The following is a 24793-nucleotide window of genomic DNA, read 5'->3' on the forward strand; positions in this document are numbered from 1 at the left end:
GGCTCATGCGAAAATCCTCATGGCGATCAGGCCAAGGTAAAGGGCGGTCAACCCGGCGAAAAGTGAAATGCCGACGTAAGTGACCGCAAGAGCGGGTTGTCCGCGTTCAATCAGCAGCATCATTTCCAGGCTGAATGCCGCAAATGTGGTGAAGCCCCCTAGCAGGCCGACACCGATGAGCAAGCGAAGATGCTCGTTCGCTGCTGCGCCGTGTTTGGCCAACCAGCCTGCCAGCATCCCCATGGCCAGACTTCCCAGCACATTGACGGCCAGTGTGGCCCAGGGAAATGCGACCATCGTCGCCGGGCCGAACCAATGCGCCATCGCGCGTCCCAGCTGGTGACGAAGAACTGCACCCGTGCCGCCTCCAAGGCCGACAATCAGGGCAGCTGTGAAAGTGGGCGTTAAGGATGGGGCGGCGCTCATGATTTGCCGGTCTATACATCGGGACGCTATCAGGGAAGCACAGAGCGTACCAACCGGCCATGCATTCGTTAGACACCATCGCGAAACCCTTGCCATTCTCGGCCGATTCGCATATGTGGGTCGCAATTCGTGTCGTCTCCCTCGGGTTTCGACGCGCTTTTCTTTTGTATTTCAGGGTATTTTGCCCGCATTTTCGCGGCAAGTTCTCGTTTGGATTTGAGGTATTCGACTTTATGCAGATCATGGTTCGCGATAACAATGTTGATCAGGCTCTCCGTGCGCTCAAGAAGAAGTTGCAGCGTGAAGGCGTGTACCGCGAGATGAAACTGCGTCGTCATTACGAAAAGCCCAGCGAGAAGCGCGCACGTGAAAAGGCCGCTGCTGTGCGCCGCGCTCGGAAAATGGAACGCAAACGGATGGAACGCGACGGCATTTAAGCCCCGCATCACTGCGCAGCGGGGTTATCTCATGCTTGCGCAGACCAGTTTCATAAGCCATCAGGGCGCGGAGAAATCTGCGCCCTTTTGTTTACTGTCCATGAGCGCAGCATCAATTGCAGGATATGCCTAAATGACCGAAGTTACCCGCGTTCCGTTACACCCGATTACTAAAGGCTCGCTCACCAAATTATGGTTGGGCGTTATTGTGGCGATCTTACTCGGTGCGGGCATTGCCTGGGCTTCGGCGCCGAAAGGCGTTTCGCTGGACACGATCCGCGAAGGCAGCGGGTCAGCCGCCAAGGAAGGCGATGTGCTGTTCATCAATTATGTCGGCAAACTGACCGACGGGACCGAATTCGACCGTTCGCAGCCATTGCCCATACCGCCCGGTATTTTGCCTGATGGAACCCCGTTCGTGCTTGAAGAGGGGCAAACTATCCCCGGCTTCTACGAGGGTTTGAAACAGGTTAGAAAAGGCGGGAAATACGAACTCTATATCCCTTCGGATATGGGATACGGGGCTGAACCACAGCCCGGTTCGCCAATTCCGCCCAATGCAGATCTGATTTTCGAGATCGAGGTGAACGATATTCTTGCGCGCGGAGATGCCGATCGCCGGATGGCTGCGCTGCAGCAAATGATGGCCCAACAACAAGGTGCGGCAGGCGCTGCGGAGCCGGCTGCACCACAAGGCCAGTAGCCGGACATTCGTAGCGGATAAAACCGATGGCAGAATCCGCTGACAGTCCGTTGAACAGTAACCGCGATGCGGGTGACTGGCTGTCGAGGCCATGGTTGCTTGCTGTGGGTTTCGCGTTTGTCGGATTCGCGATACATCTGCTGACGGACAATGGCGGCGACGCTGTGCCCTGGCGCATGGCACTGGTCGCATTTGCGTTGTTCGGGGGATTGTCAGCCGCGCTCACGACCAAGCGCGACTGGCTGGTGGAACCGGCTATCTTTGCAGTCATGGTCGGCGCGATCATGGGCGGACTGACATGGCGGGCGGTGCGCTACGCAGAAGTTTTGCCGGATGAGCAATTCGGCCTCGCCGCAGGCCTCCTCGCCACGATCATCGCGGTGCCATTGTTCCAGGCGGGCTTCCACCGCCGCCGCATGGCGACTGATTATAGCGACACGCATTACCATGTCTGGACTAACGCCATCAGCGGGGCTGGCGCTCTAGCGTTTGTCGGACTGTCATGGCTAGTCGCGACATTGCTGGCCGAGTTGTTCCAGCTCATCGAAATCAATCTGCCAAGAGATCTGCTGGACGAAGAATGGTTCGGCTGGATGTTTAGCGGCGCGGCGTTCGGCGCAGGACTTGGCGTGCTACGCAACCAGTCGAAGATACTCGGCACGCTGCAATCGGTCGTGATGCTGGTCTTTTCGATCCTCGCGGTCCCGCTCGCGGCGGCTTTGGTGCTGTTCCTGTTCGCCGTGCTGATTTCCGGTCCCGAGGTTTTGTGGCGCGCGACCGATAGTGCAACGCCGTTCCTGCTGACCTTTGCGGCGGGATCATTTGTCCTGGTGAATGCGGTCGTTCGCAACAATGATAATGAAGCATCGCAGTCTCGCCTGCTGCAGATTGCCGCGGCGGCGCTGGCCGCAATTATCCTGCCTTTGTCAATACTTGCCGCAGCATCCATGGGGACCCGCATCGCGCAGCACGGCCTTTCGCCTGAACGCATTTGGGCGCTGGTCGCCATCGCGCTCGCGTGTTTTTACGGAGTGGCCTATCTCGCCGCGCTGATCCGTGGCCGCAAGGCAGGCTGGCGGACACAAATTCGCAAGTCGAACATGATCACTGCGGTTGCGACTTGCCTGGTGGCGCTGCTGCTGGCGCTACCCATTTTTGACTTCTCTGCTATCTCTGCGCGTGATCAGGTTGCGCGGCTGAAAACCGGCGACGTTGCGGCGCAGGATTTTGATTTTCATGCATTGCGCTGGGATTTTGGCGAGCCGGGACGAAACGCGCTGGCGGATCTGATCAAAAACGGCAAGCCCGAGGTCGTGAAGCTCGCAAAGGAAGCAAACGAACGGGATTCCCGCCCTTCACAGCGAAATCCGGAAGAGGTGGAGCAAAGCAGAGCTAACCTCCGGATGGTCACGGACGATGCGGAGGTTCGTACCAAGTTTGAAAGTTATTTGCTTTCCAATCCTTGGCTTTGCGACAGCCCCTGCATCTTGATCGAGGTCGACGATAACCGCGACGATCTACGTCTTTTCAAGCTGGTTTCCACCAATCGGGTCGATCCGCTATTTATCGATAAACAGGGCAAGTTTGACATTGATCGGCGACGTGACTGGACCGAAGGTAAGGTCACGGTCGAAGCAGGTTCGAAAATTGAGACGCGCCCATACACCGGCCGCCGGATCTACGTGGACGGCAAGCCGGTTGGCGCACCGTTCGATTAGGGGTTCGATTAAGCGGCTTTTCACTAGCAAACCCGCTTGAAGGCCCCGGCATTGGCGGCTAACGCAACGCCATGTCTGTCGATAAAGAAACCGTCACCAGAATCGCCTCGCTGGCGCGCATTTCGATGAGCGAAGCCGAGGTTGAGGCGCTTGTGCCAGAACTCAACAATATCCTTGGCTGGGTGGAGCAATTGGGCGAGGTGGATGTCACCGGCGTCGAAGCGACGACTTCGGTCATTCCCAACAAACAGCGCCTGCGCGATGATGTGGTGGATGCCGATCCGCTGACGGGCGGCGGCGTGCGCGACAAGGTTCTGGCCAACGCGCCCAATGCCGAACACGGCTTCTTCGCTGTGCCCAAGGTGATTGAATAATGATCGAAGTTACCAGCGATCTCACAACGTTAGGCGTTGCTGCAATCCGTGACGGGGTAAAAGCGGGCGATTTCACGTCGCGCGAAGTGACCGAGGCTTTCAATGCCAATGTTGCCGCCGCAACGCAGCTTAACGCTTTTATTGTCGAGACACCCGAAATCGCGCTGAAAGCAGCTGATTTGGTCGATGCGGCACGCGCGGCGGGCAAGGATCTGGGCAAAATGGGCGGCGTGCCCATCGGAATGAAGGATTTGTTCTGCACGCGCGGTGTGCAGACAACCGCTGGCAGCCACATCCTCGAAGGTTTCGTGCCCGAATATGAAAGCACCGTGAGCCACAATTTGTGGTCCGCTGGTGCAGTGATGCTCGGCAAGCTGAACCTTGACCAGTTCGCCATGGGATCGAGCAACGAAACCAGCTATTTCGGCAATGTCATCAATCCGTGGCGGCGCACTGATGCCAAAGAATTGGGGCTCAACGCTGCGCTTGCACCCGGCGGTTCTTCGGGTGGTTCGTCAACTGCGGTTGCGGCGCGGCTCGCACCAGCCGCCACCGGCACTGACACAGGAGGCTCGATCCGCCAGCCTGCAGCCTTCACCGGCATTACAGGCGTAAAACCGACTTATGGCCGTTGTAGCCGCTGGGGTGTAGTCGCCTTTGCCAGCTCGCTCGATCAGGCAGGACCGATGGCCCGCGACACGCGCGACTGCGCGATCATGCTTGAGGCGATGGCGGGTTTCGATCCGAAGGATTCGACCAGCCTCGATATGCCTGTGCCCGATTGGGAGGCTGCGCTCAGCGGCGATCTGAAGGGCAAGAAAGTCGGCATCCCGCGTGAATACCGCATGGATGGTATGGATGCGGAGATCGAAGCCAGTTGGGCGCAGGGCAAGGCGTGGCTGCGCGATGCGGGCGCTGAAATCATCGATATCAGCCTGCCGCACACCAAATATGCGCTGCCCGCTTATTACATCATCGCCCCGGCAGAAGCCTCGAGCAACCTCGCCCGCTATGACGGGCTGCGTTACGGCCTGCGCGAACTGCCAGAAGGCGCTGGCTTGCAGGACATGTATGCCGCCAGCCGCGCCGCTGGTTTCGGTCCCGAAGTAAAACGCCGCATCATGATCGGCACCTATGTGCTCAGTGCGGGCTTCTACGATGCCTATTACACGCAGGCGCAAAAGGTTCGCACGCTGATCAGCCGCGATTTCGAAAATGCATTTCAGGAATGCGACGTGATCCTCGCCCCGACCTGCCCCAGCGCAGCTTTCGGGCTTGGCGACAAGTCGAGCGATCCGCTGGCGATGTATCTGAACGATGTGTTCGCCGTGCCAGCGAGTATGGCGGGGCTGCCAGCAATGTCAGTGCCCGCTGGCCTGAACTCGCAAGGGTTGCCGCTCGGCCTGCAGATCATCGGCAAGGCCTTTGACGAGCAGGGCGTAATGAACGCTGGTCTGGCGATTGAAGAGCGGGCGGGCTTTGACGCTACGCCGGAGAAGTGGTGGGCATGAGCAATTACCGTATTCGAGGCGCAACGGGCGAGTGGGAGGTCGTGATCGGCCTTGAGGTCCATGCGCAGGTCACTTCGCAGGCCAAGCTGTTTTCCGGCGCCAGCACCGAATTCGGGGCCGAGCCGAATACGCAGGTCAGCCTCGTCGATGCGGCGATGCCGGGTATGCTGCCGGTGCCGAACCGCGAGTGCATCCGTCAGGCGGTGCGCACGGGCATGGCGATCGAAGCGCAGATCAACAAATGGTCGCGCTTCGACCGCAAGAACTACTTCTACGCCGATTTGCCGCAGGGCTACCAGATTTCGCAGCTGTACCATCCGATTGTGGGCGAAGGTAAACTGCTGATTGAACAGGATGAAAAGGGCGGTATTCCCGAAGACAAGATCATCGGGATCGAGCGGATTCATGTTGAACAGGACGCGGGCAAGCTGATGCATGACCAGCACCCGACGATGTCCTATGTCGATCTGAACCGCAGCGGTGTTGCGCTGATGGAAATCGTTTCCATGCCCGATATGACCTCGCCCGCGGAAGCAGGCGCTTATGTCCGCAAGTTGCGCTCGATCCTGCGCTATGTCGGATCGTGCGACGGCAATATGGAGCAAGGCTCCATGCGCGCGGACGTCAACGTATCGGTCCGCAAGGTCGGAGATACTGAACTTGGCACACGAACAGAGACGAAGAACGTCAATTCCGTCCGCTTTGTGATGGCGGTGATCGAGGGTGAGGCGCGCCGTCAGGTCGATTTGATCGAAGAAGGCGGTACGGTGGTCCAGGAAACGCGCCTCTACGATCCCGACAAAAATGAAACACGGTCCATGCGCTCCAAGGAAGATGCGCATGATTATCGTTACTTCCCAGATCCGGATTTGCTGCCGCTCGACCTCGACGATGAGTTTCTGGAGGAATGCCGCGCGAGCCTGCCCGAACTGCCCGATGCCAAGCGTGCGCGCTATACGGGCAAGCTGGGCATGAATGATTACAACGCGGCGCAACTGACGCTGGAGGTTGAAACTTTCGCGCGGTTTGAAATGCTGCTGGCTGAAACTGCCAGGCTGCTGGGCAAAAGCGAAGCCGATGTTGCCACGCAGGTTGCCAACTGGACACTGTCGGTCGCGCCGGGCGTGATTAAATCGCTCGGCGACGAAGCCAAGCTGGAATATGCCACCGCCGGAGCACAGGCAGTGATCCTGAAGCTGGTTGAAAGCGGCGAAGTTTCCGGCAGCCAGTCCAAGGAAATCTACGAAATCGTTCTGAAAACTGGCCGCGCGCCGGACGAAATTGCCGAAACCGAAGGGCTGAAACAGCAAAGCGACACCGGCGCCATTGAAGCCGAGATCGACAAGGTCATCGCCGCCAATCAGGACAAGGTCGCCGAGTATCAGGGCGGCAAGGACAAGCTCTTCGGCTTCTTTGTGGGGCAGACCATGAAGGCGATGCAGGGCAAGGCCAATCCGCAAGTGGTAAACGAGCTACTGAAGTCCAAGCTGGGCTGAATAAACCTAGTTGATGACTGGCGCCGGCTGGCGGGCAACTTCCGGATCTGCAGCTTTGATCAGATCTTCGACCACGGGCGCCTGGGCAGGGAAGCGGACGAACATCATGATCAGCGCAAAGACTGCAAACACGACTGCCACCGCGAAATACATCAGCTCCGGGCTTCCTGCCGCGTCCGTTGCCGCGGCAATCGAATTTCCCACCGGACGTCCGACATTGGAAGCCGCCATATACAGGGTGAATTGGGTCGCAGCAACGCGCGGGTCGCACAACCGCATGGCGATAGGAATGAACGCAACGGCTAACATTGTAACAAAGAATTCCAATTGCCAAAAATAGGCAGTGAGCAGCGCGGCATTGTCCCAATATTCGCGGGAAAGGCCAAAACCGAGCGCGAGCAAACCAACCAGAACACACATTATCAATGCGGCGCGCTGTGCGCCGATTTTGGCAACAGCCCATCCTCCCACGACCAATGCAAACACGCCGACGAACAGTTGGGCAGTAGATATGGTGTTGGTATATTCCGTCTGTGACCAACCGCCGATGCCTGTAGCAAGCCCGGGGTGATACGCTTCACCGACACCGGCCGGCAAAGAGCGAAACAGAAAGATCACCATCGCCGCCAGACTTAGCGGAGCAACCATCGCCTTGAAACTACCTGCCAGAAGCGGCTTCCAGGCTTCAACCTGCAGGGCAACATTGTGCGGGTGTGCCTTGCCTTTGCTCCATGGAAAACGGCCTTCGCCCTCGCGCTCCCGCATGGCGATACCGTAGATCAGCACACAGGTTACTGCGGCCGCAGCGGCCAGATAGCCCGCGACAGTACCATACGCTGCGATCAGTTGCCCTGCGGCAAAAGTGGTTGCAGATATGCCCAACACTTGTCCGCCGAACATGATGCCGGATGCCTTTGCACGCTCGTCTTCAGGCATGATGTCCACAGCCAGCCCGTCGATCGACACATCCTGGAATGCCGTCCCCGAATTGGCGAGAAACCCGAGGATCGATAATAGCCAGATCTCACTCGGTCCTGGTGACAGGACCGCCGCAAACAGAAGCATGGCGACAATCGTGGCTTGCGCGCCGATGATCCAGATACGCCTGCGTCCCATTGGCAAATAGGTGTACCGATCCATCACGAAACCGACGAAGAATTTGAGTGTCCATGGCAAAATCGAAGCGCCCACCACGCCCGCAACAGCGGTGGTAGAGGCACCGTTCGCCGCCAACCATGCCGGGATCGCGTAGAAGAACAGCCCGATAGGTAAACCTTGCGTAAAATAGAATAAAAACACCGTCAGCAGTCGCAGTTTGCTGCTCTTTTCCAGTACTAACATCGCTTGCCCCCACAGCCACCTTGGCCGTTGATGGACGTTAAGACCTATAAAGGCAAATGTTTGTCGGTTAAGCGGAGTATTTATTGTTTACCCACCGACAAATACACCGTGTGTAAGTGGCCGGTCGAAGCCGACCACAAACAAGACTTAACTTGCTGCCACCGAATTATTTTCTCACAAAAAAGGGGCGCCGGAATCGCTCCCAGCGCCCCATACTGTTTCGATTTTAATGCTTAGCTCGCGCGGTGTCCGGTCATTGCCATCTTGCCGAAAGCACCAGCATTTACTTCGCCCGTCAGCGCGTCGCCATCAACGGTGGCTTCGCCTTCGAGTTTCATTGGCATCGGCACCGTCATGTTCATGGTCCAAGTCAGCTTGTTGCCGTCAATCTTGCCATCTTCCAGTTCCATGGAGCCCATGGCGCCCTGATTGGTGCCGGTGAAAGTCGTGCCGTCATCGCTGGGTACGATGGTGACGGTGCTCTTCTGGTCGCCCATCGGGCTTTTGGTTACGCAATCATAAGTTCCTGCTACGGACATTTCTTTCTCCTTTGCAAATTCGCGGCCCTTCTAAGCCGCCAGCTATTCGCTGTCACCTGAACTAACGTATTCGACCGGGAGGTTGATCCCGGAAAGTTGCGGTTCGATGACCGATCGGTCGCCGACAATGACATACGTCAACTGGTCTGGACGTAGGAACCGGGTCGCATTGGTGTTGAGCGCCGTAGCGTCGAGGCCCCGATATACTGCCGCCAGTGTGGTATAATAATTATCCGGCCGCCCCAGATTCCAGTTGTCGATGATAGCGCGTAAAACCTGTGCATTTGTTTCGAACCGGTTTGGCAGACCGCGGATATTGCCATCAGTCACGCGCTGGAGCTCTTCCTGACCGACCGGGCGGGAGGCCGGGAACGCGGTCATTTCTTCCTGCAACAGTTTGATGGCGTCTCCCGTTCTGTCCGACTGGACGGGCGCGGCCAACGTAAAGCTGCGCCGACCGGCAGGTGCGGTGATCCCGCTATATACGCCGTAACTCCAACCTTTTTCTTCACGCAGATTGGAGTTGAGCCGCGACAGGAAGCCGCCGCCAAGCACTTCGTTGGCCAATTCCAGCGCTTCGTAACCGGCCGCGCCGCCTGTCAGCGGCAAGACCCGTCCCGCGACAATAACCGATTGTGGTGAATTGGGACGATCAAGCACCACAATCCGCGGTTCGGGTGCGGGAATTGCGGCATCGAGCGGTTTAACGGGCACCGCCATCCGGTTATCAGCCCATTTGCCAAACGCCTGTTCGAGCAGTGGCAGCAGATCATCCATCGCGGCATCGCCCACAACTGTAAGACGCGCGGTGCTGGGCCGCAGCCACTTCCGGTGTGTTGCGGCAAGGTTTTCTGGCGTCATGGCCGACAATGCCGCCTGATTGCCGAGGCCATCGGCCGGCTGACCATAGGGCGTGCCTTCACCGAACAAGATCGGCGCCAGCGAGCGAGTGGCAAGCGCCTGCGGTGATGCAAGCACTTGGCTCAGCCGCGCTAGGCGTTGACCTTTGACCCGTTCAACATCTTCGGCTGCAAAGCGCGGATTGCGCGTAATGTCAGCCATTAATGCCAGAGACGGCGCCAGATTGGCTGACAGTGCGGATAGCTGGATGCTTGTGCTATCGAGCGAAGCACCAGTCGTTACAGACGCCCCAAGTCTTTCCTGCTCTTCGGCAATCTGGATTGCACCGCGCGTGGTGGTGCCTTCTTCCAATAATGCCAACATGAATGCCTGCGTACCGGGTGTGTCCAGAGCATCCGCCGCGATCCCGGCATCGAACTGCAAATTCACGAGAACCGTGGGAACTGCTGTCCGCCGCGCCAGCGCGACCTCAATGCCATTCGACAACGTGGCCCGCTCGATTGCGGGAAATTCCAGATCGGCCACATCAGCCACGGGCGGGAAATCACGCTTTGGTCCGGTCGCCAATTCAGGTGCTGGGGCTTTGGTATCGGGGGCCGGTGGTGCCATTGCGGCCTCGTCGCCCCAGCCGCCCATCACATCCCCGTTTTCGGTTCGTTCGCCTGGCACAATCGCAAGGCTGAATGCCGGACGCGAGAGCCAGCGTTGCATGGCGGCCTGGACACCCGCAGGAGTAACAGCGGCATAGCGCTGCAAATCTGTCTTATACTGGTCGGCGCTGCCAGTGTAGAGCAGCCCTTCGGCCAGCTGCATACCTTTGCCGCCAAACCCGCCAACCCGTTCAAGCTGGCCAATTTGATTGGAAACAGCCTGCGTCGCTGCGCGGCGGACCTCGTCCTGTGTCGGCCCCTCGGCAAGCATTTGGGCTATAAGCGCATCCAGCCGCGCTTCGGCCTGCGCGCGGTCGACGCCCGGTTTGATGTCCATTTGCGCAAACAAGATGGAGTTTTGCTCTTCCTGAAAGGTCGCTGCACTGACCGCGACTGCCAATTGCTCGTCGCGGACAAGGACATTGTCCAGCCGGGACGAAGCAAGGCCGCCCAGAACGCTCATACCAGCCGCGAGCGGCACTGCATCGGCGTGAGTCATTTCAGGGCCCGTCCAGGCGCGGAAAATCCGCGTAACCGGCACCTGATCGGTCATTTCGCGGCTGACAGGCGCAGCAAGTGTCACCGGCGGAGCGGGTTGCTGCTCCACTTTCGGGCCGCGCGGGATTGCCCCGAACCAGCGTTCAACCATGGGGCGTGCGGTTGCCGCATCGATATCGCCCGCAAGTGCCAGAACAACATTGTTCGGGGCGTAATTGTCGCGAAACCAATTGCGGACATCGGGGATACTTGCTGCATCGAGATCTGCCATCGAGCCGATTGTCGAGTGCCGATAGGGATGCCCGACCGGGAATAACCCATCCTGCAACGCGTAAAATGTAAGACCATAAGGCTGATTATCGCCCTGGCGTTTCTCGTTCTGCACAACGCCGCGCTGCTTATCGAGCTTTTCCTGCGTAACCGCACCCAGCAAATGACCCATCCGGTCACTTTCCATGAACAAGGCCAGATCAAGCGCGCCGGTAGGCACCGTCTCGACATAATTCGTCCGGTCGGCGCTGGTACTGCCGTTGGTGCTGGTCGAACCCGCAGCTTCCAGCGGCTTGTCGAAATTCGGCACATTCTCGCTGCCCCCGAACATCAGATGTTCGAACAAATGGGCAAATCCCGTCTTGCCGCGCGGTTCGTGCTTCGCACCGACGCGGTAATAAACCGTAACGCCCACGATCGGGGATTTACGGTCGGTATGCACGATTGTCGTCAGGCCGTTATCAAGCGTGAAGGTTTCGTAGGGGATGTCCACTTCGCTTATCAGATCGGTTAGCGGTGCAGGCTGTGCCGTGGCGGTGACGGGTTCGCCCACCGCCGATGACACGGGTTCGACCTGGCTGACCGAACACGCAGCGAGCATTAGCGACAAAGCGGATGTAGCAATCAGTCGGCGCATCGATTTCCCCGTAAATTGGCGTTTGGCAGGTTTGATTGTAGCAGAATTCAGTTGCTTGACACCGTGTATCGTCGAACTGCATTTTTTAGCGCATCAGCACGCGTAAAATGGACAGGTTTCAATTTGTGCTGCGCGAAAAGCGCCGCCTGGTCAGAGTAATGCCTGCTACCCGGTCTGGTAATGGCCTGGCCATATGGCTGAATCGATTCCGAGCTTACCGGCTTTCCCGGTGTCCATTCGACAAACTGGATGAAACTGTCGCCGTGCCGGACAGCCAGCCGCCCGTCCTCCTGTATATCCCAGAGCGTTGACGCGCGCAGAGTATCGCTACCACCATCCAGCGGCAAATCGACATCACCCTGTTGCAGACGCAGAATTTCACCTTGCGGAATGTCAAGCCGGCCAAAGTTATCCATCAGATGATCGACAGAATTTTGCAGCAGTTCGCGCATGTCGGGATCGGGCTGGTTGGAATAGCGCGTACCCATCATTTCGCGGATAGTAAGCAGTGCCAGCGCATCGCCGCGTCCGATTCCGTCAGCAGAGTAATCCCAAGACCCCAATAACTGCTGGGCCAGCTTCAGCTCGGGATCGTCATCAACATCAAGCGCGGCAATACCAGCGAATAGATCAGCGATATAATCAATCCGTTCGTAACCGGTATCATATTTGATCCGTTCCAGTTCTTCGCGGCCGATCGGATTTGTTGCCGACATCAGCTTGTGCGCGCGCCATGCGCGGTTGGTCATCGTCAGTTCAACGCCCAGCTCAGGCTCCACGCTATCGGGCGACAAGTCGCTTTCACCCGCCGCGTAAAACGGCATATTATTGGCATTGTACAGAAAGCCGGACGACGGGTTGATGTATTTCGGCTTCTTTTCGAATGGCGCGAGACCTTGCCAGATATTGGCCGAAATATTGCCTTTGAGCACGCCGCGCCAGTCGTAGCCTTTGGGCCGGTCCGGTATCGACGCATTGTAAACATAGGCAATGTTGCCATCCTTGTCGGCATAAATGAAATTGGTCGACGGGATTTCCTGGCGTTCCATTACTTCCAGCCATTCTTCCAGATTTTGCGTTTTGCCGATCCGGTAATAGGCATCCAGTTGGCCAAGCGATTCCATTCCGCCATAGCGAAATGCGAAATAGCCATTATCGTTTTTGATAACCGGCCCATGTTCGCTGCGATACACTGTGCGGGGCACCGGTACGACCAGCGGACCGAATCGAACCTTCAGCCAGAAACGTTTTTTCTCCAATGGCTTCCACTTGCCGTCCATCTGGTAACGGGTGCCGTCAGCATTCACGGTCAACTCGTAAACATCGACCATGTCGGGACGGTTGACGGTGTTGGTCCAGCCCAGATTGGCATTATGGCCAAGGAAAATATACGGGCTGCCAGGGAAAGTCGCGCCGGTAAAATGCCAACCTTCGCCGCTCTCGACGGTTGCTTCGTACCACGCCACGCCGCCGCGCCATGGCTGGTGACTGTTGGATACCAGCCGGGTCACTCCATCGCCCGACCGTTCGGGCGCGATTGCGAAAGCGTTCGAGCCCGACATCGCCCCGTCATCACCCATCGCAAGCGGAGCGGGTTTTTCGGGCGACAGATCAAGTTTCGGGCCAAATTCCGGATTACGCTCTGTACCCTCGACCAACGGGCCCAAGGTGTTGTTAAGACCAAAAAAGAACGGTTGGCGCAGGACAAAGCCGGTGGCGATATCCTCGCCATTAACGGGAAACAGGCTAGCTAGGGTAAGCTCTCCAGGATTAGCTTCGGCATAATCATTCAGCCCGGCAGCATAGGCTTCCAACACGGCGCGCGTGTCGGCTGGCAATTTGGGGTATTCGCGGCGGGCTGTCTCGCGCGACCCCAGCAGAACCAGCGCGAAATCGATAGCGGCGCCATCCTGGCCCGCGATGACTCCGTACCGCCCGCGGGTCATCGACACGACTTCCTGCAGCGTATCGAAATCATCTTCGGCATGAGCGCGGGCCAGACCGTAAGCAACATCGACGTCACGCTGGCCCGAGATATGCGGCACACCGAATTGATCCCGCAAAATTTCCGCCTTGTAGGCTAGTGCAGGCGCTGGCTGGGCGTTTGCTGCGGTGGCGGTGAAAGGTTCCCATACCATCAAGGCGATCAAGACCGCGGCAATCAGGCCCAGGAATCCTAGCCCGATAATCTTCAACACGCCCATCGACAATTCTCCCGAGCCCGTCCAGCATTCTGCGGATCGGGTTGCACAAGGCAACTTTTCTACACAGTTTGTTCGCAATTTGAAGGGGTTCGAAGTGTCTTCGGCGATTTTATGCCCGCGGTACTATGGTTTGGCGAACCCGACCCCTATATGTTGGTAACACACCCGGGGATGTGCCAAGCTGGCAGGCACTTGTGTTGCAGACGCGCAACACTATCTGGATCGGGTAACAGCTTGAGGGAAACCCCATGAATCTCGAAAAATTTACTGATCGCGCGAAAGGATTCCTCCAGTCGGCGCAGACAGTTGCAATCCGCAATTCACATCAGCGGATCGGGCCCGAACATCTGTTGAAGGCGCTGCTCGAGGATGAAGAAGGTATGGCGGCCGGACTGGTGGCGCGCGCAGGCGGTGATCCAAAACAGGCCGAGAGTGGCGCGGATACCGCGCTGGCCAAGATCGCATCGGTGACAGGCGGGGGTGCGCAAGCCACACCGGGGCTCGACAATGATGCGGTCCGGGTGCTTGATCAGGCAGAACAAATTGCCGAAAAAGCGGGCGACAGCTTTGTCACCGTAGAACGTTTATTGGTTGCGTTGGCACTCGCGACTACGACTGCTGCAGGGCAGGCGCTGAAATCTGCCGGTGTTGATCCCAAGGCACTTAACGCCGCGATCAACGAACTTCGCAATGGCCGTACCGCCGACAGTGCCAGTGCCGAAAATGCCTATGATGCGATGAAGAAATATGCGCGAGACCTGACCGAGGCCGCGCGAGAGGGCAAACTCGACCCGGTCATTGGCAGGGACGAGGAAATTCGCCGGACAATTCAGATTCTTGCCCGGCGCACGAAAAATAATCCCGCGCTGATCGGTGAACCGGGCGTGGGCAAGACCGCCATCGCCGAAGGCTTGGCCTTGCGCATTGCAAACGGCGATGTGCCTGACAGCCTGAAGGGCCGTACTCTCATGTCGCTCGACATGGGGTCATTGATAGCAGGTGCAAAATACCGCGGTGAATTCGAGGAACGGCTCAAGGCGGTGCTTGATGAAGTCAAAGGCAGCGATGGCCAGATTATCCTGTTCATTGACGAAATGCACACGCTCATCGGCGCGGGCGCATCAGAGGGTTCGATGGATGCGAGCAATTTGCTCAAGCCCGCATTGTCGCGCGGCGAGTTGCATACGATCGGTGCCACCACGCTCGACGAATATCAGAAATATGTTGAAAAAGACCCCGCGCTGCAGCGGCGTTTCCAACCGGTACTAATCGAAGAACCGACGGTTGAAGATACAATTTCGATTCTGCGCGGCCTGAAAGAGAAATACGAGTTGCATCACGGCGTACGGATTACCGACGGTGCAATTGTATCGGCCGCGACGCTGTCCAATCGTTACATCGCCAACCGCTTTCTACCCGATAAGGCGATTGACCTGATGGACGAGGCTGCCAGCCGAATTCGGATGGAGGTGGAATCGAAGCCCGAGGAGATCGAGGGCCTTGATCGCCGGATCATCCAGCTCAAGATCGAAGAGTCCGCATTGGCAAAGGAGACCGATCAGGCATCGAGAGACCGATTGAAAACGCTGCGGGAAGAACTCGCCAATCTAGAGGAGCAATCTTCTGCGCTGACTACGCGTTGGCAGGGCGAGCGCGACAAGATCGCCGCCGAAAGCAAGATCAAGGAACAGCTCGACCATGCCCGGTTGGAACTTGAGCAGGCGGAGCGCGCGGGCGACCTCGCGAAAGCCGGGGAACTTTCTTACGGAACGATCCCCGCGCTCGAGAAAAAACTTGTCGAAGCAGAAGGTCATAATGAAAACGCTTTGTTGCGCGAAGAAGTGACCGAAGACGATATCGCCGGCGTTGTCAGCCGCTGGACCGGCGTGCCGGTTGACCGGATGTTGGCTGGCGAACGCGAGAAACTGCTTAAGATGGAGCAGGTAATCGGCAAACGGGTCATCGGTCAGGCAGAAGCTGTGAACGCGGTTTCGAAGGCTGTCAGGCGCGCGCGAGCCGGTTTGCAGGACCCCAACCGTCCGCTTGGCAGTTTCCTGTTCCTGGGCCCCACCGGTGTCGGCAAGACGGAGCTGACCAAGGCGCTCGCCGAATTTCTGTTCGACGATGATAGCGCAATGGTGCGTATCGACATGAGCGAATTCATGGAAAAGCATGCCGTCGCACGCCTGATCGGTGCGCCTCCGGGCTATGTTGGCTATGACGAAGGTGGAGTGCTGACCGAAGCCGTACGCCGCCGTCCCTATCAGGTTGTCCTGTTTGACGAGGTGGAGAAAGCGCACAGCGACGTCTTCAACGTCTTATTGCAGGTTCTCGACGATGGACGTCTGACCGACGGGCAGGGCAGAGTGGTCGATTTTGCGAACACGCTGATCATCCTGACGTCAAATCTTGGCAGTCAATTTCTGAGCCAGCTTGAGGATGGGCAGAAGGTTGCTGATGTCGAACCGCAGGTCATGGATGTTGTCCGCGGACATTTCCGTCCTGAATTCCTTAACCGGCTGGATGAGATCATCCTGTTCCACCGGCTGGCGCAGGAACATATGGCACCGATTGTCGAGATACAGGTCACACGCGTCCAGAAATTGCTCAAGGATCGGAAGATCAAACTCGACCTGACCGATGCTGCAAAGCGATGGTTGGGCAGGGTTGGCTACGACCCGGTTTATGGGGCGAGGCCGCTCAAGCGCGCAGTACAACGCTACGTACAGGATCCCCTTGCTGAAAAATTGCTTGCCGGAGAAGTCCCTGACGGATCAAGCGTGGCGATCGATGAAGGTGACGGCGCCTTGAAATTTGAGGTCAGCACCAAGAACTAATGATGCGCTAAGCTGGATAAAGCGTTTCGACAGGATCGGCAAATTGGCGAAATCATGTCGCTGCTGATGCCGACGGCAATCCATCAACACCTACCACTGGTTGACAGGGAGCCGGACGGGAATTTGCGCTCGCTCCGCCCGCGGCTGTCCGGGATAGCGATCTGTAAATTTTCTAACGCCAATTGGCGGGACGGAAACCGACCCACGTTTACGAAGGACACAAAAAAGGGAGGCGGCCCGAAGGTCGCCTCCCGATTTTTGTACCAGTTCTAATCGAGGATTAGAAGCTGACGTCGATGCCCAAGCGTACCGAACGTGGTGCCTGGAAGCCTGAAGGAAGACCGTAGTCTGGATCAGGATTGACACTTGTTGGTTCGCCGGCCGCGTTCTGACCGGTGATGTCGAGATCACCAGTTTCAATACGCTGCGAGATTGCCTGCGAATTGAACAGATTGAAGACATCGGCCCGGAACGTGATCGTCTGGCCTGTGCCAGTTTCGATGTTGTAACGTGCGGATACGTCAAACCGCGTTTCCCAATCGGTCCGGAAGCCGGTGCCGCGCTGGAATGGCTGAAGGCCACAATAACGCGATGCCGCACCGTAAAGGTTACCGGTGATGTCGGTTGGGTGGAAACCGAAGCAGCTGAGTGGACGTGGTGAGGAAACAGATGCGTTACCACCAAGCGTTAGCTTGTCGCCCAGTGCAACAGCACCAAACAGTTTCATCCGGTGACGACGGTGGTTTGGCAGCAGACCATCGGCAAAATCGGTAAATCCGATAACGTCGAAATCCTGCGTGATACCGGCATCTGCCTGACCGAAGTCTGACTGGACGTAACCTTCGGTGTTACCCTTGGATTCGGACCATGTGTACGAACCACCAAGGCGCCAGTTACCATCCCACTTGCGGTCGAACGTGAATTCAACAGCGTCATAGGTCCGGGTAACTTCTGGCAAACCAAGGTCTTCAGCAGTGAACGAAACAACCTGACCGTCGAGTGCGTCGGCAGGGTTACCTGCACGGCCGCCACCAAGAAGTGCAACAGTCATCGGGCCGCCAACGTTGAACGTTACGTACTGATGGAAGCCATTCCAGATGTTATCGCAATCTGCGCGGCTGAAGCCCTGAGCGACACAGTAGTTGCCTGCTGCAAAGTCGATCGAGGCATCTTCTGCTGTCCGGTCAAGAACGCGGTGGATGTAGGAAAGACCCACTGTCCAGTCGCCGAGATTCTGCTCGTAGCCGATGATGTATTCAGACTGCTTGGTAGCCTTCAGATCGGAAGCGAAGAACTGCTCCGAACCAGGAACCGTGCCGTCACCCGTCACACGGCAGGTGTTACCACCGGCACCGCGAGGCGAGAGAGCGAACGGGCAGGCAAGTCCATAACGACTATCTTGTGCCGCTGTGATCTGCGCACCGGTTGTCGCCGGCAGGCCATTCGCATCGAAACCGTCGAAGGTATAACGCTCACGGAAGAAGACTTCTGCACCAGCGCCGCGGAAGGCGGTATTACTGGCAACGGGCAGGAAGTACTGACCGAAGAAGCCGTAGATGCGAGCGGACTGATCATCGAACAACTTGTATTCAATGCCGACACGCGGTGCATAGTTTTCGTCGAGACGCAGGAACGGCGAACCGTCAGCCTTGTCCACGCCGAAGTCATCACGACGAACGCCAAGGTTCAGCGTCAGACGGTCTGTAACATTCCATTCGTCCTGAATGTAGAACGCTTTGTTCTTTGATTCGAATGAACCACCGCTGTTGAAGTAGATCAGATCGACCACGGTGCCGGGGCCAGCTGCAGTGTTACCCGGGAAGATAATGAATTCATAACCGGCGCCGCCGGTTCCGAAGTCATACGCAGCTTGCGTGATCTGGCCGTTTCCGAGAAGGAAGTCGCCACCATTACGGATCGTGGTACGAGACAAGGTGTTGATTTCCTGGTCATAACCGAAACGAATGTGGTGTTCGCCAAATGCCGTGAAATACAGATCGGCATCAGCACGGAAGAACTCACGCTCCGTCTCGTACGGGAAGGTCAGGCTGCTGGAGCGCTGAGGACCGTAGTTACCACCATCCGAAACGCCGCCAATTGTACGACCCGAAAAGTTGCGTGCAAGTGGAAGGTTCGAACCGAGGATAGTCGTGTCGAAGCGATCTTTCATCTTACCGTAAGCTGCCGAAACAGTCAGGAAGTCGGTCAAGGTACCGGTGTACTTGCCAACGTAGCTTATGCCGCCGAAGTTTGCGTCGCGAAGCGGCGTGAAGGTGCCGATCTGAACGCCGGTTGGTGTTTCGGTGTAGGAAGCTTCGGAGATGTTGCTCTGACGTTCGGTGTCGAAGATCGTGAATTCGAAGTGGTGATTGTCGAGCGGATACGCGTCAACCTTCACACCCCAGAATGGATCGTCGCCAATCGATTGGGTGACCGTGTTGTTTGCACGGTTAACTGTCGTGAACTTGTCTTCGCGGAACTCGACGAGACCGTAAACGAACAGACGGTCGCGAATGATTGGTCCGCCAAGCTCGACGATAGCCGAGTAGCTGTCTGATTCTTCGGCTGCACGGTTCGTGATCGGGCCGCCAAGGCCGTTACGGATTTGGTCTTCGCCGTATGACTGAAGGAAATCAGGTTGCCAGTTCAGGTGAACGGCGCCGCCCCAGTCGTTCGTACCGGCTTTGGTAACCGAGTTAACGACACCGCCGGTTGCGCGACCGAATTCAGCCGGATATCCGCCAGTTTTCGCCTCGACACTGCGAAGAAATTCAAACGGCACACGTGCCGAACCGAGGTAGTTATCGAAGTTGGTCAGGTTGAGGCCGTTTACGTAGTAAGCGTTCTCGGCAACCGACGAACCGCCGATCGAAGCAAGATTACCGAAAGCCGAGTCGCCCTGGGTTGTACCAGGAGCAAGCAGAACGACCGATGTAAGGTCGCGGCTGATTGGAACGGTTTTAACCAGATCTTCCAGATCGACGGTCAGGCCCTGCGTGCTGCCTTCGAAGTCATTGGCGATTTGCGCGCCGGTAACAACGATGACATCTGCGCCGACCGAAGCGAGTTCGATGTTGAGCGAGTTGGTCGAACCGGCCAGGACGGTAACGCCTTCAGCGCGGTAGCCGACTTCGCCGCCATTGGCGATTTCAACATTGTAGTCGCCGGTCGGCAGCGAGCTGAAACGGAAGTTGCCGTTCGCGCCGGTTGTCGCGGTGCGGGTAAAGCCCTGCGATTGCGATACGACGGTTACGGTTGCGCCGGAAACGGCAGCGCCGCTGGCGTCGGTTACGGTGCCGGTGATGGCGCCCGATGTGTAGTCCTGCGCAGCGGCAGGTGTGATCGCTACGGTTGAAGCGGCGACGCCGGCTCCGACCATGGCCAACACACGAAGCGCACTACCAGCTCCAAGCATTTGCTTGCGGAAGTTGTTGCTATTCATTGCAGTCCCTTTTTTCCAAAGAATTCGGATCGGCGAACCGACCCGCGCATGCCCCGCTTGCCCAAAGGCACCGGCCACCTTTACGGACGGACGGGGAATAGCACCCGATTAGCGATGGCAGTTCACGATGCAAAGGATTTGACCGCGCCAGACAGATTCGGATTGTCTGTGTGACAATTTGGTAACAACAAATTGCGGCGCCCTCATTCCGGTTTCATCGATGACCGGATGGTGTGTAAAAACGGCTGATTTCAGCAGCGTTTTCCATTTCACAGAACTTTGCGGCAAATTGGAAGGCAGTCTTCGACGGCAAATTTACAGGAGATTCCTTGACCCGGAACCAGCCCGACTTTAATCGCACGGTTAAATTCGATCTTGCGTTCGGAGAACATTTTTATGGTTCATGCCTATATTGTCGATTCAGTCAGGACAGCAGGGGGCCGCCGCGGCGGAAGGCTTTCGGGTGTGCATCCGGTCGATCTCGCGGCCGCGACGCTTGATGCTGTTGTGGAACGGACGGGCATAGACCCGGGCAAAATCGACGATGTGATCATGGGCTGCGTCACGCAGGCTGGCGAACAATCGATGCAGGTAGGGCGCAACGCCGTGCTGGCTTCGAGGCATCTGCCGCAGTCGACACCTGCAGTTACCATCGACCGCCAATGCGGATCATCCCAGCAGGCGATCCAGTTCGCCGCGCAGGCGATTATGTCGGGGACGCAGGACGCGGTAATCGCAGCGGGAATCGAGAGCATGTCGCGCGTCCCGATGGGAACCAGCGCCACCTTCCATATGAAGGAAGGCATGGGGAATTATAAATCGCCCGGCCTGGAACAGAAATATCCCGGGATCATGTGGTCGCAATTTATGGGCGCAGAGATGATTGTCGGTAAGCATGGCTTTACCAAGGACGATCTGGACCGCTTTGCGCTGGGTAGCCATGAAAAAGCCATTGCCGCGACCAAAGCGGGGGCGTTCGACAAGGAAATTGTCCCGATCCGCATTGAAACTGCCGATGGCGATGAACTGCATCTGGTCGATGAAGGTATTCGTTTCGACGCCACGCTGGAAAGTATCTCCAGCGTAAAGCTGCTCAGCGAGCAGGGTACGATTACGGCCGCCAGCGCCAGTCAGATCTGCGATGGTTCCAGCGCTGCCCTGATTGTGTCGGAAGCGGTTTTAAAAGAACAAAACCTTACCCCTCTGGCCCGCATCCATAATCTGACGGTTACAGCAGGCGATCCGGTAATCATGCTGGAAGAACCGTTGTTTGCCACGAACCGCGCTCTGAAGCGCGCAGGCTTGTCGATCGAAGACATCGACCTGTACGAAGTGAACGAGGCGTTTGCACCTGTGCCATTGGCCTGGCTCAAGCACACAGGTGCTGATCCGGATAAACTCAACGTGAACGGCGGAGCGATTGCTCTGGGCCATCCACTTGGCGCATCAGGCACCAAACTGATGTCCACGCTAATCTACGCGCTTCACGCGCGCGGAAAGAAATATGGCCTACAAACGATGTGTGAGGGCGGCGGCGTTGCCAACGTCACCATCATCGAGGCGCTCTGATTTAAACAGCATTCAAACAAGGAAATAGTTATGAAACTCGACAGTTCAGTATCCGCTGTTGTCACCGGCGGGGCCTCCGGCCTTGGCGAAGCCACTGCCCGCGCGCTTGCAGCTTACGGCGTAAAGGTCGCGATTTTCGACCTCCAGGAAGAAAAGGGTGAAGCGGTCGCCAAAGACATCGGCGGAATATTCTGCGAAGTGAACGTGACCGAAGACGCCAGCGTCGATGCCGGTTTTGCAAAGGCGCGCGAGGCGCATGGTCAGGAAAGCGTCCTGGTGAATTGTGCGGGCGTGGGTAACGCGATGAAAACCGCCAGCCGGTCCAAGACCGATGGCTCGATCAAGCACTTCCCGCTCGATGCGTTCAATTTCATCATCCAGATCAATCTGGTCGGCACTTTCCGGTGCATCGCCAAGTCAGCGGCCGGGATGTTGACTTTGGATGCCGGTGAAGACGGTTTGCGTGGCGCTATCGTCAACACAGCGTCGGTCGCGGCAGAAGACGGCCAGATGGGACAAGCGGCCTATTCGGCATCGAAAGGCGGCATCGTCGGTATGACTCTTCCGATTGCCCGCGATTTGATGAGCGAAGGCATCCGGGTCAACACGATCCTTCCAGGCATCTTCAATACCCCGCTGATGAATGCAGCGCCGCCGCAGGTCAAAGAGGCGCTTGCTGCGTCGGTTCCGTTCCCGAAACGTCTCGGCAATCCAGACGAATACGCCCATCTTGCCATGACCATGATCCAGAACGATTATTTCAACGGCGAGGATGTGCGGCTTGATGGCGCGATCCGGATGGCGCCGCGCTAGGTAAAAAATCAGGGACAGGAGAGCGTGATGGCGGCATTCGAGCAGATCAAATATGAAGTGACCGGCAAGGTCGCGACCATCACGCTCGACCGGCCTGAGAAGATGAACGCGTATACCCGTTACATGATGGGTGAGATGATCCGGGCGATGGATGAAGCCGACGCGGACGATAATGTTCGGGCGATCATATTCACCGGTTCGGGCGACCGGGCATTTTGTGCGGGGGCTGACCTTACGCCGGAAACCGGGGACCGTCCGTTTGCCAGCACGGTAGAAGTGGATGACCTGTCCGACGACGTCGTCAGGGACGGCGGCGGCAGATTGACGTTGCGCTTGTTCCAGTCCCCAAAGCCGTTGATTTCAGCCTGTAACGGCGTGGCGGTGGGGGTTGGCGCAACCATGCAGCTGGCAATGGATATGCGGTTGGCATCGGACAATGCGCGATACGGCTTCGTGTTTGCCAGACGAGGGATAGTGCCAGAGGCTTGCTCCAGCTGGTTCCTGCCAAAGATCGTCGGTATTTCGCAGGCGCTGGAATGGTGCATGACGGGGCGGATTTTCGACGCGCAGGAGGCGTTTGACGGCGGGTTGGTACGCTCGGTGCATCCTCAGAGCGAGTTGATGGATGCAGCCATGGCTCTGGCGCATGAAATTTCCGAAAACACGTCAGCGGTTTCGGTGGCGATGACGCGCGCGATGCTATGGCGGCTCTCGCCCGCGGATCATCCCATGAAAGCGCACCGGATAGACAGCCGGTCGATCTATCGGCTGTCGCGCGGTGCCGATGCGAAGGAAGGTGTGCAGAGTTTTCTTGAAAAGCGCACACCGCAGTTCCCCGGCAAGGTCAGTCAGGATATGCCCGATTTCTATCCCTGGTGGGACGAGCCCGATTTTGAGTAAAGCGAAGTTTCAATGAGCAAAGCTGCACCAGATGCACCGCCCGGTGCCCGCGAGGCGCTGCTCGACACCGCATCAAAGATTATGCGCGACGGCGACACGGTCGATATTTCGCTATCCGAACTTTCGTTGCGATCGGGCCTGAACTCCGCGCTGGTAAAGTATTACTTCGGCAACAAGGCCGGGCTCATGACCGCACTGCTCGACCGCGATATGGAAGCAATCATCCAGTCGGTTGGCGCATTGATGCGCAAGGATATGGACCCCGAGCAACGGCTCAGGCGGCATATTGGCGCAGTTGTCGATACGTATTACGCAACGCCGTATCTCAACCGGCTGTTGATGCGGCTGGTGCGCGAAAGCGACCATAACGAAGCCGAAAGGATCGCGGAAAATTATCTTGTTCCCCTTAACAGGGCTTACGAACAGCTCATCAAGGAAGGGCTGGAAGCAGGCGTTTTTCGCGAAGTCGATCCGCAGCTTTTTTACTTTACGGTTACCGGCGCGGCCGACAGGTTTTTTAGCGCGAGGCTGGTTTTGAAACACTGTTTCGGGCGCGATACGCTCACAGAAAAATTGCGTGATCGTTATCGTGAACATGTGACGGAATTTGTGATGGCTGGATTAAAGGCAGATCAATGACGGATGGTTGGCATATCGGAGTAATTGGCGGGTCTGGCCTGTATGATGTGGGCCAGTTGGACGATATGCAGCAGATCGACGTCGAATCGTCGTTCGGCAAGCCATCCGGCCGGGTCACAACCGGCAGCCTCAACGGTGTGCGGTTCACCTTCCTGCCGCGGCACGGGGAAGGGCACGTAACCGGCCCTGCACAAATAAATTACCGCGCCAATATCGATGTGCTGAAACGCTGCGGTGTCACGGATGTGCTCGCGGTGTCGGCAATCGGTTCGCTGATCGAAGCGCTGGAACCAGGCCATTTCGCTGCGGTTACTCAGTTTATCGACCAGACCAAAAGCCGCCCGGCCAGTTTTTTCGGTGATGGGGTTGTTGCTCATGTCTCCATGGCTGATCCGACTTGCGAACGGCTGACTGCACTGGTGTCGGCTGCTGCGGCGAAGGCCGGTGCACAGGTTCACGCGGGGGGATGTTACGTGGCGATCGAAGGCCCACAATTTTCAACCCGTGCAGAAAGCCAGCTGTACCGCGAATTTGGCGGCCATGTTATCGGGATGACGGGGATGCCTGAAGCGCGTTTGGCGCGCGAGGCTGAACTTCCCTATGCCCTGCTGGGGATGATCACCGATTACGACTGCTGGCGCTATAACGAACCGGGCGCCTCGATGGAGGAAGTGTTCAGGGTAATGCGGTCGAGCGCCGATCTGGCGCGGGCCATGCTGGTCAAACTGGCGGAAAGTTTGCCCGAAACGCGCGAGGCATCGCCGATTGACACTACATTGGACGGGGCCATAGCAACCGCCCGGGATTTGCGTGATCCGGAACTGGTTGCGCGGCTTGATGCGGTGGCCGGACGCGCGCTTTCTCAATCCTGAAGGTGTGCAAAGATGCTTGCCAAGCCCGGTCGGCAAGTTAGGGATTGCCAATGCCA

The 24793-nt window shown here is 57.4% G+C and carries 18 protein-coding genes; 12 read left to right on the plus strand and 6 right to left on the minus strand.

Annotated features, from left to right (window positions below; genetic code table 11):
• Positions 1-3 precede the first annotated feature (3 nt).
• Positions 4-426 (minus strand): fluoride efflux transporter CrcB, encoded by a 423-nt coding sequence (gene crcB / locus WFP06_RS03355; RefSeq protein ID WP_336985830.1) that lies wholly within the window; start codon positions 424-426, stop codon positions 4-6.
• A 233-nt stretch (positions 427-659) separates the two neighbouring features.
• Here crcB and rpsU point away from each other — a divergent pair, with 233 nt between their 5' ends.
• The 6 genes from rpsU (at position 660) to gatB (ending at position 6665) form a co-directional block, all read left to right on the plus strand.
• Entirely contained in the window at positions 660-863 is a 204-nt protein-coding gene (gene rpsU / locus WFP06_RS03360; protein ID WP_336985831.1) for a 30S ribosomal protein S21, read from the plus strand.
• A gap of 133 nt (positions 864-996) precedes the next feature.
• Positions 997-1566 (plus strand): FKBP-type peptidyl-prolyl cis-trans isomerase, encoded by a 570-nt coding sequence (locus WFP06_RS03365; RefSeq protein WP_336985832.1) that lies wholly within the window; start codon positions 997-999, stop codon positions 1564-1566.
• Between the two features lie 26 nt (positions 1567-1592).
• Entirely contained in the window at positions 1593-3284 is a 1692-nt protein-coding gene (locus WFP06_RS03370) for a DUF4153 domain-containing protein (RefSeq protein ID WP_336985833.1), read from the plus strand.
• Between the two features lie 71 nt (positions 3285-3355).
• Positions 3356-3658: an Asp-tRNA(Asn)/Glu-tRNA(Gln) amidotransferase subunit GatC gene (gene gatC, locus WFP06_RS03375; RefSeq protein ID WP_336985834.1), complete on the plus strand. Its 303-nt coding sequence runs from the start codon at positions 3356-3358 to the stop codon at positions 3656-3658.
• On the plus strand, positions 3658-5169 hold the full coding sequence (gene gatA, locus WFP06_RS03380; protein WP_336985835.1) for an Asp-tRNA(Asn)/Glu-tRNA(Gln) amidotransferase subunit GatA: 1512 nt from the start codon (positions 3658-3660) through the stop codon (positions 5167-5169). Before gatC ends, gatA begins: the two co-directional genes overlap by 1 nt.
• Positions 5166-6665, plus strand: coding sequence for an Asp-tRNA(Asn)/Glu-tRNA(Gln) amidotransferase subunit GatB (gene gatB / locus WFP06_RS03385; RefSeq protein ID WP_336985836.1), 1500 nt, complete (start codon positions 5166-5168; stop codon positions 6663-6665). Before gatA ends, gatB begins: the two co-directional genes overlap by 4 nt.
• 6 nt (positions 6666-6671) lie before the next feature.
• Here gatB and WFP06_RS03390 read toward each other — a convergent pair whose 3' ends face one another.
• The 4 genes from WFP06_RS03390 to WFP06_RS03405 form a co-directional block, all read right to left on the minus strand.
• Positions 6672-8006: an MFS transporter gene (locus tag WFP06_RS03390; RefSeq protein ID WP_336985837.1), complete on the minus strand. Its 1335-nt coding sequence runs from the start codon at positions 8004-8006 to the stop codon at positions 6672-6674.
• A gap of 233 nt (positions 8007-8239) precedes the next feature.
• Entirely contained in the window at positions 8240-8545 is a 306-nt protein-coding gene (locus tag WFP06_RS03395) for a hypothetical protein (RefSeq protein ID WP_336985838.1), read from the minus strand.
• Positions 8546-8587: 42 nt separating this feature from the next.
• Entirely contained in the window at positions 8588-11461 is a 2874-nt protein-coding gene (locus WFP06_RS03400; RefSeq protein WP_336985839.1) for a M16 family metallopeptidase, read from the minus strand.
• 47 nt (positions 11462-11508) lie between these two features.
• Positions 11509-13665 (minus strand): penicillin acylase family protein, encoded by a 2157-nt coding sequence (locus tag WFP06_RS03405; RefSeq protein ID WP_336985840.1) that lies wholly within the window; start codon positions 13663-13665, stop codon positions 11509-11511.
• Positions 13666-13913: 248 nt separating this feature from the next.
• Here WFP06_RS03405 and clpB point away from each other — a divergent pair, with 248 nt between their 5' ends.
• Positions 13914-16502 carry an ATP-dependent chaperone ClpB gene (clpB, locus tag WFP06_RS03410; protein WP_336985841.1) on the plus strand — a complete coding sequence of 863 codons (2589 nt, stop codon included), beginning with the start codon at positions 13914-13916 and terminating at the stop codon, positions 16500-16502.
• A 280-nt stretch (positions 16503-16782) separates the two neighbouring features.
• Here clpB and WFP06_RS03415 read toward each other — a convergent pair whose 3' ends face one another.
• On the minus strand, positions 16783-19944 hold the full coding sequence (locus WFP06_RS03415; RefSeq protein WP_336985842.1) for a TonB-dependent receptor: 3162 nt from the start codon (positions 19942-19944) through the stop codon (positions 16783-16785).
• Positions 19945-20340: 396 nt separating this feature from the next.
• Between WFP06_RS03415 and WFP06_RS03420 the strand changes: the two genes are divergently transcribed.
• The 5 genes from WFP06_RS03420 to WFP06_RS03440 are packed head-to-tail and all read left to right on the plus strand — an operon-like array spanning position 20341 to position 24737.
• Entirely contained in the window at positions 20341-21513 is a 1173-nt protein-coding gene (locus WFP06_RS03420; protein WP_336985843.1) for an acetyl-CoA C-acetyltransferase, read from the plus strand.
• 30 nt (positions 21514-21543) lie between these two features.
• Positions 21544-22326, plus strand: coding sequence for an SDR family NAD(P)-dependent oxidoreductase (locus WFP06_RS03425; RefSeq protein WP_336985844.1), 783 nt, complete (start codon positions 21544-21546; stop codon positions 22324-22326).
• 27 nt (positions 22327-22353) lie between these two features.
• Entirely contained in the window at positions 22354-23226 is an 873-nt protein-coding gene (locus tag WFP06_RS03430) for a crotonase/enoyl-CoA hydratase family protein (RefSeq protein WP_336985845.1), read from the plus strand.
• A 12-nt stretch (positions 23227-23238) separates the two neighbouring features.
• Positions 23239-23865 carry a TetR family transcriptional regulator gene (locus WFP06_RS03435; RefSeq protein ID WP_336985846.1) on the plus strand — a complete coding sequence of 209 codons (627 nt, stop codon included), beginning with the start codon at positions 23239-23241 and terminating at the stop codon, positions 23863-23865.
• Positions 23862-24737, plus strand: coding sequence for a phosphorylase family protein (locus WFP06_RS03440; protein ID WP_336985847.1), 876 nt, complete (start codon positions 23862-23864; stop codon positions 24735-24737). The genes WFP06_RS03435 and WFP06_RS03440 overlap by 4 nt, the downstream gene beginning before the upstream one ends.
• Positions 24738-24793: the final 56 nt, after the last annotated feature.

Origin of the sequence: Altererythrobacter aquiaggeris, assembly GCF_037154015.1 — a bacterium.
In the GTDB taxonomy this organism is placed as follows: domain Bacteria; phylum Pseudomonadota; class Alphaproteobacteria; order Sphingomonadales; family Sphingomonadaceae; genus Aestuarierythrobacter; species Aestuarierythrobacter aquiaggeris.

Bases quoted from the DNA above. Each gene is read 5' to 3' on its own strand.
- crcB (WP_336985830.1), bottom strand. From the start codon at position 426: ATGAGCGCCGCCCCATCCTTAACGCCCACTTTCACAGCTGCCCTGATT.
- rpsU (WP_336985831.1), top strand. From the start codon at position 660: ATGCAGATCATGGTTCGCGATAACAATGTTGATCAGGCTCTCCGTGCG.
- WFP06_RS03365 (WP_336985832.1), top strand. From the start codon at position 997: ATGACCGAAGTTACCCGCGTTCCGTTACACCCGATTACTAAAGGCTCG.
- WFP06_RS03370 (WP_336985833.1), top strand. From the start codon at position 1,593: ATGGCAGAATCCGCTGACAGTCCGTTGAACAGTAACCGCGATGCGGGT.
- gatC (WP_336985834.1), top strand. From the start codon at position 3,356: ATGTCTGTCGATAAAGAAACCGTCACCAGAATCGCCTCGCTGGCGCGC.
- gatA (WP_336985835.1), top strand. From the start codon at position 3,658: ATGATCGAAGTTACCAGCGATCTCACAACGTTAGGCGTTGCTGCAATC.
- gatB (WP_336985836.1), top strand. From the start codon at position 5,166: ATGAGCAATTACCGTATTCGAGGCGCAACGGGCGAGTGGGAGGTCGTG.
- WFP06_RS03390 (WP_336985837.1), bottom strand. From the start codon at position 8,006: ATGTTAGTACTGGAAAAGAGCAGCAAACTGCGACTGCTGACGGTGTTT.
- WFP06_RS03395 (WP_336985838.1), bottom strand. From the start codon at position 8,545: ATGTCCGTAGCAGGAACTTATGATTGCGTAACCAAAAGCCCGATGGGC.
- WFP06_RS03400 (WP_336985839.1), bottom strand. From the start codon at position 11,461: ATGCGCCGACTGATTGCTACATCCGCTTTGTCGCTAATGCTCGCTGCG.
- WFP06_RS03405 (WP_336985840.1), bottom strand. From the start codon at position 13,665: ATGGGCGTGTTGAAGATTATCGGGCTAGGATTCCTGGGCCTGATTGCC.
- clpB (WP_336985841.1), top strand. From the start codon at position 13,914: ATGAATCTCGAAAAATTTACTGATCGCGCGAAAGGATTCCTCCAGTCG.
- WFP06_RS03415 (WP_336985842.1), bottom strand. From the start codon at position 19,944: ATGAATAGCAACAACTTCCGCAAGCAAATGCTTGGAGCTGGTAGTGCG.
- WFP06_RS03420 (WP_336985843.1), top strand. From the start codon at position 20,341: ATGGTTCATGCCTATATTGTCGATTCAGTCAGGACAGCAGGGGGCCGC.
- WFP06_RS03425 (WP_336985844.1), top strand. From the start codon at position 21,544: ATGAAACTCGACAGTTCAGTATCCGCTGTTGTCACCGGCGGGGCCTCC.
- WFP06_RS03430 (WP_336985845.1), top strand. From the start codon at position 22,354: ATGGCGGCATTCGAGCAGATCAAATATGAAGTGACCGGCAAGGTCGCG.
- WFP06_RS03435 (WP_336985846.1), top strand. From the start codon at position 23,239: ATGAGCAAAGCTGCACCAGATGCACCGCCCGGTGCCCGCGAGGCGCTG.
- WFP06_RS03440 (WP_336985847.1), top strand. From the start codon at position 23,862: ATGACGGATGGTTGGCATATCGGAGTAATTGGCGGGTCTGGCCTGTAT.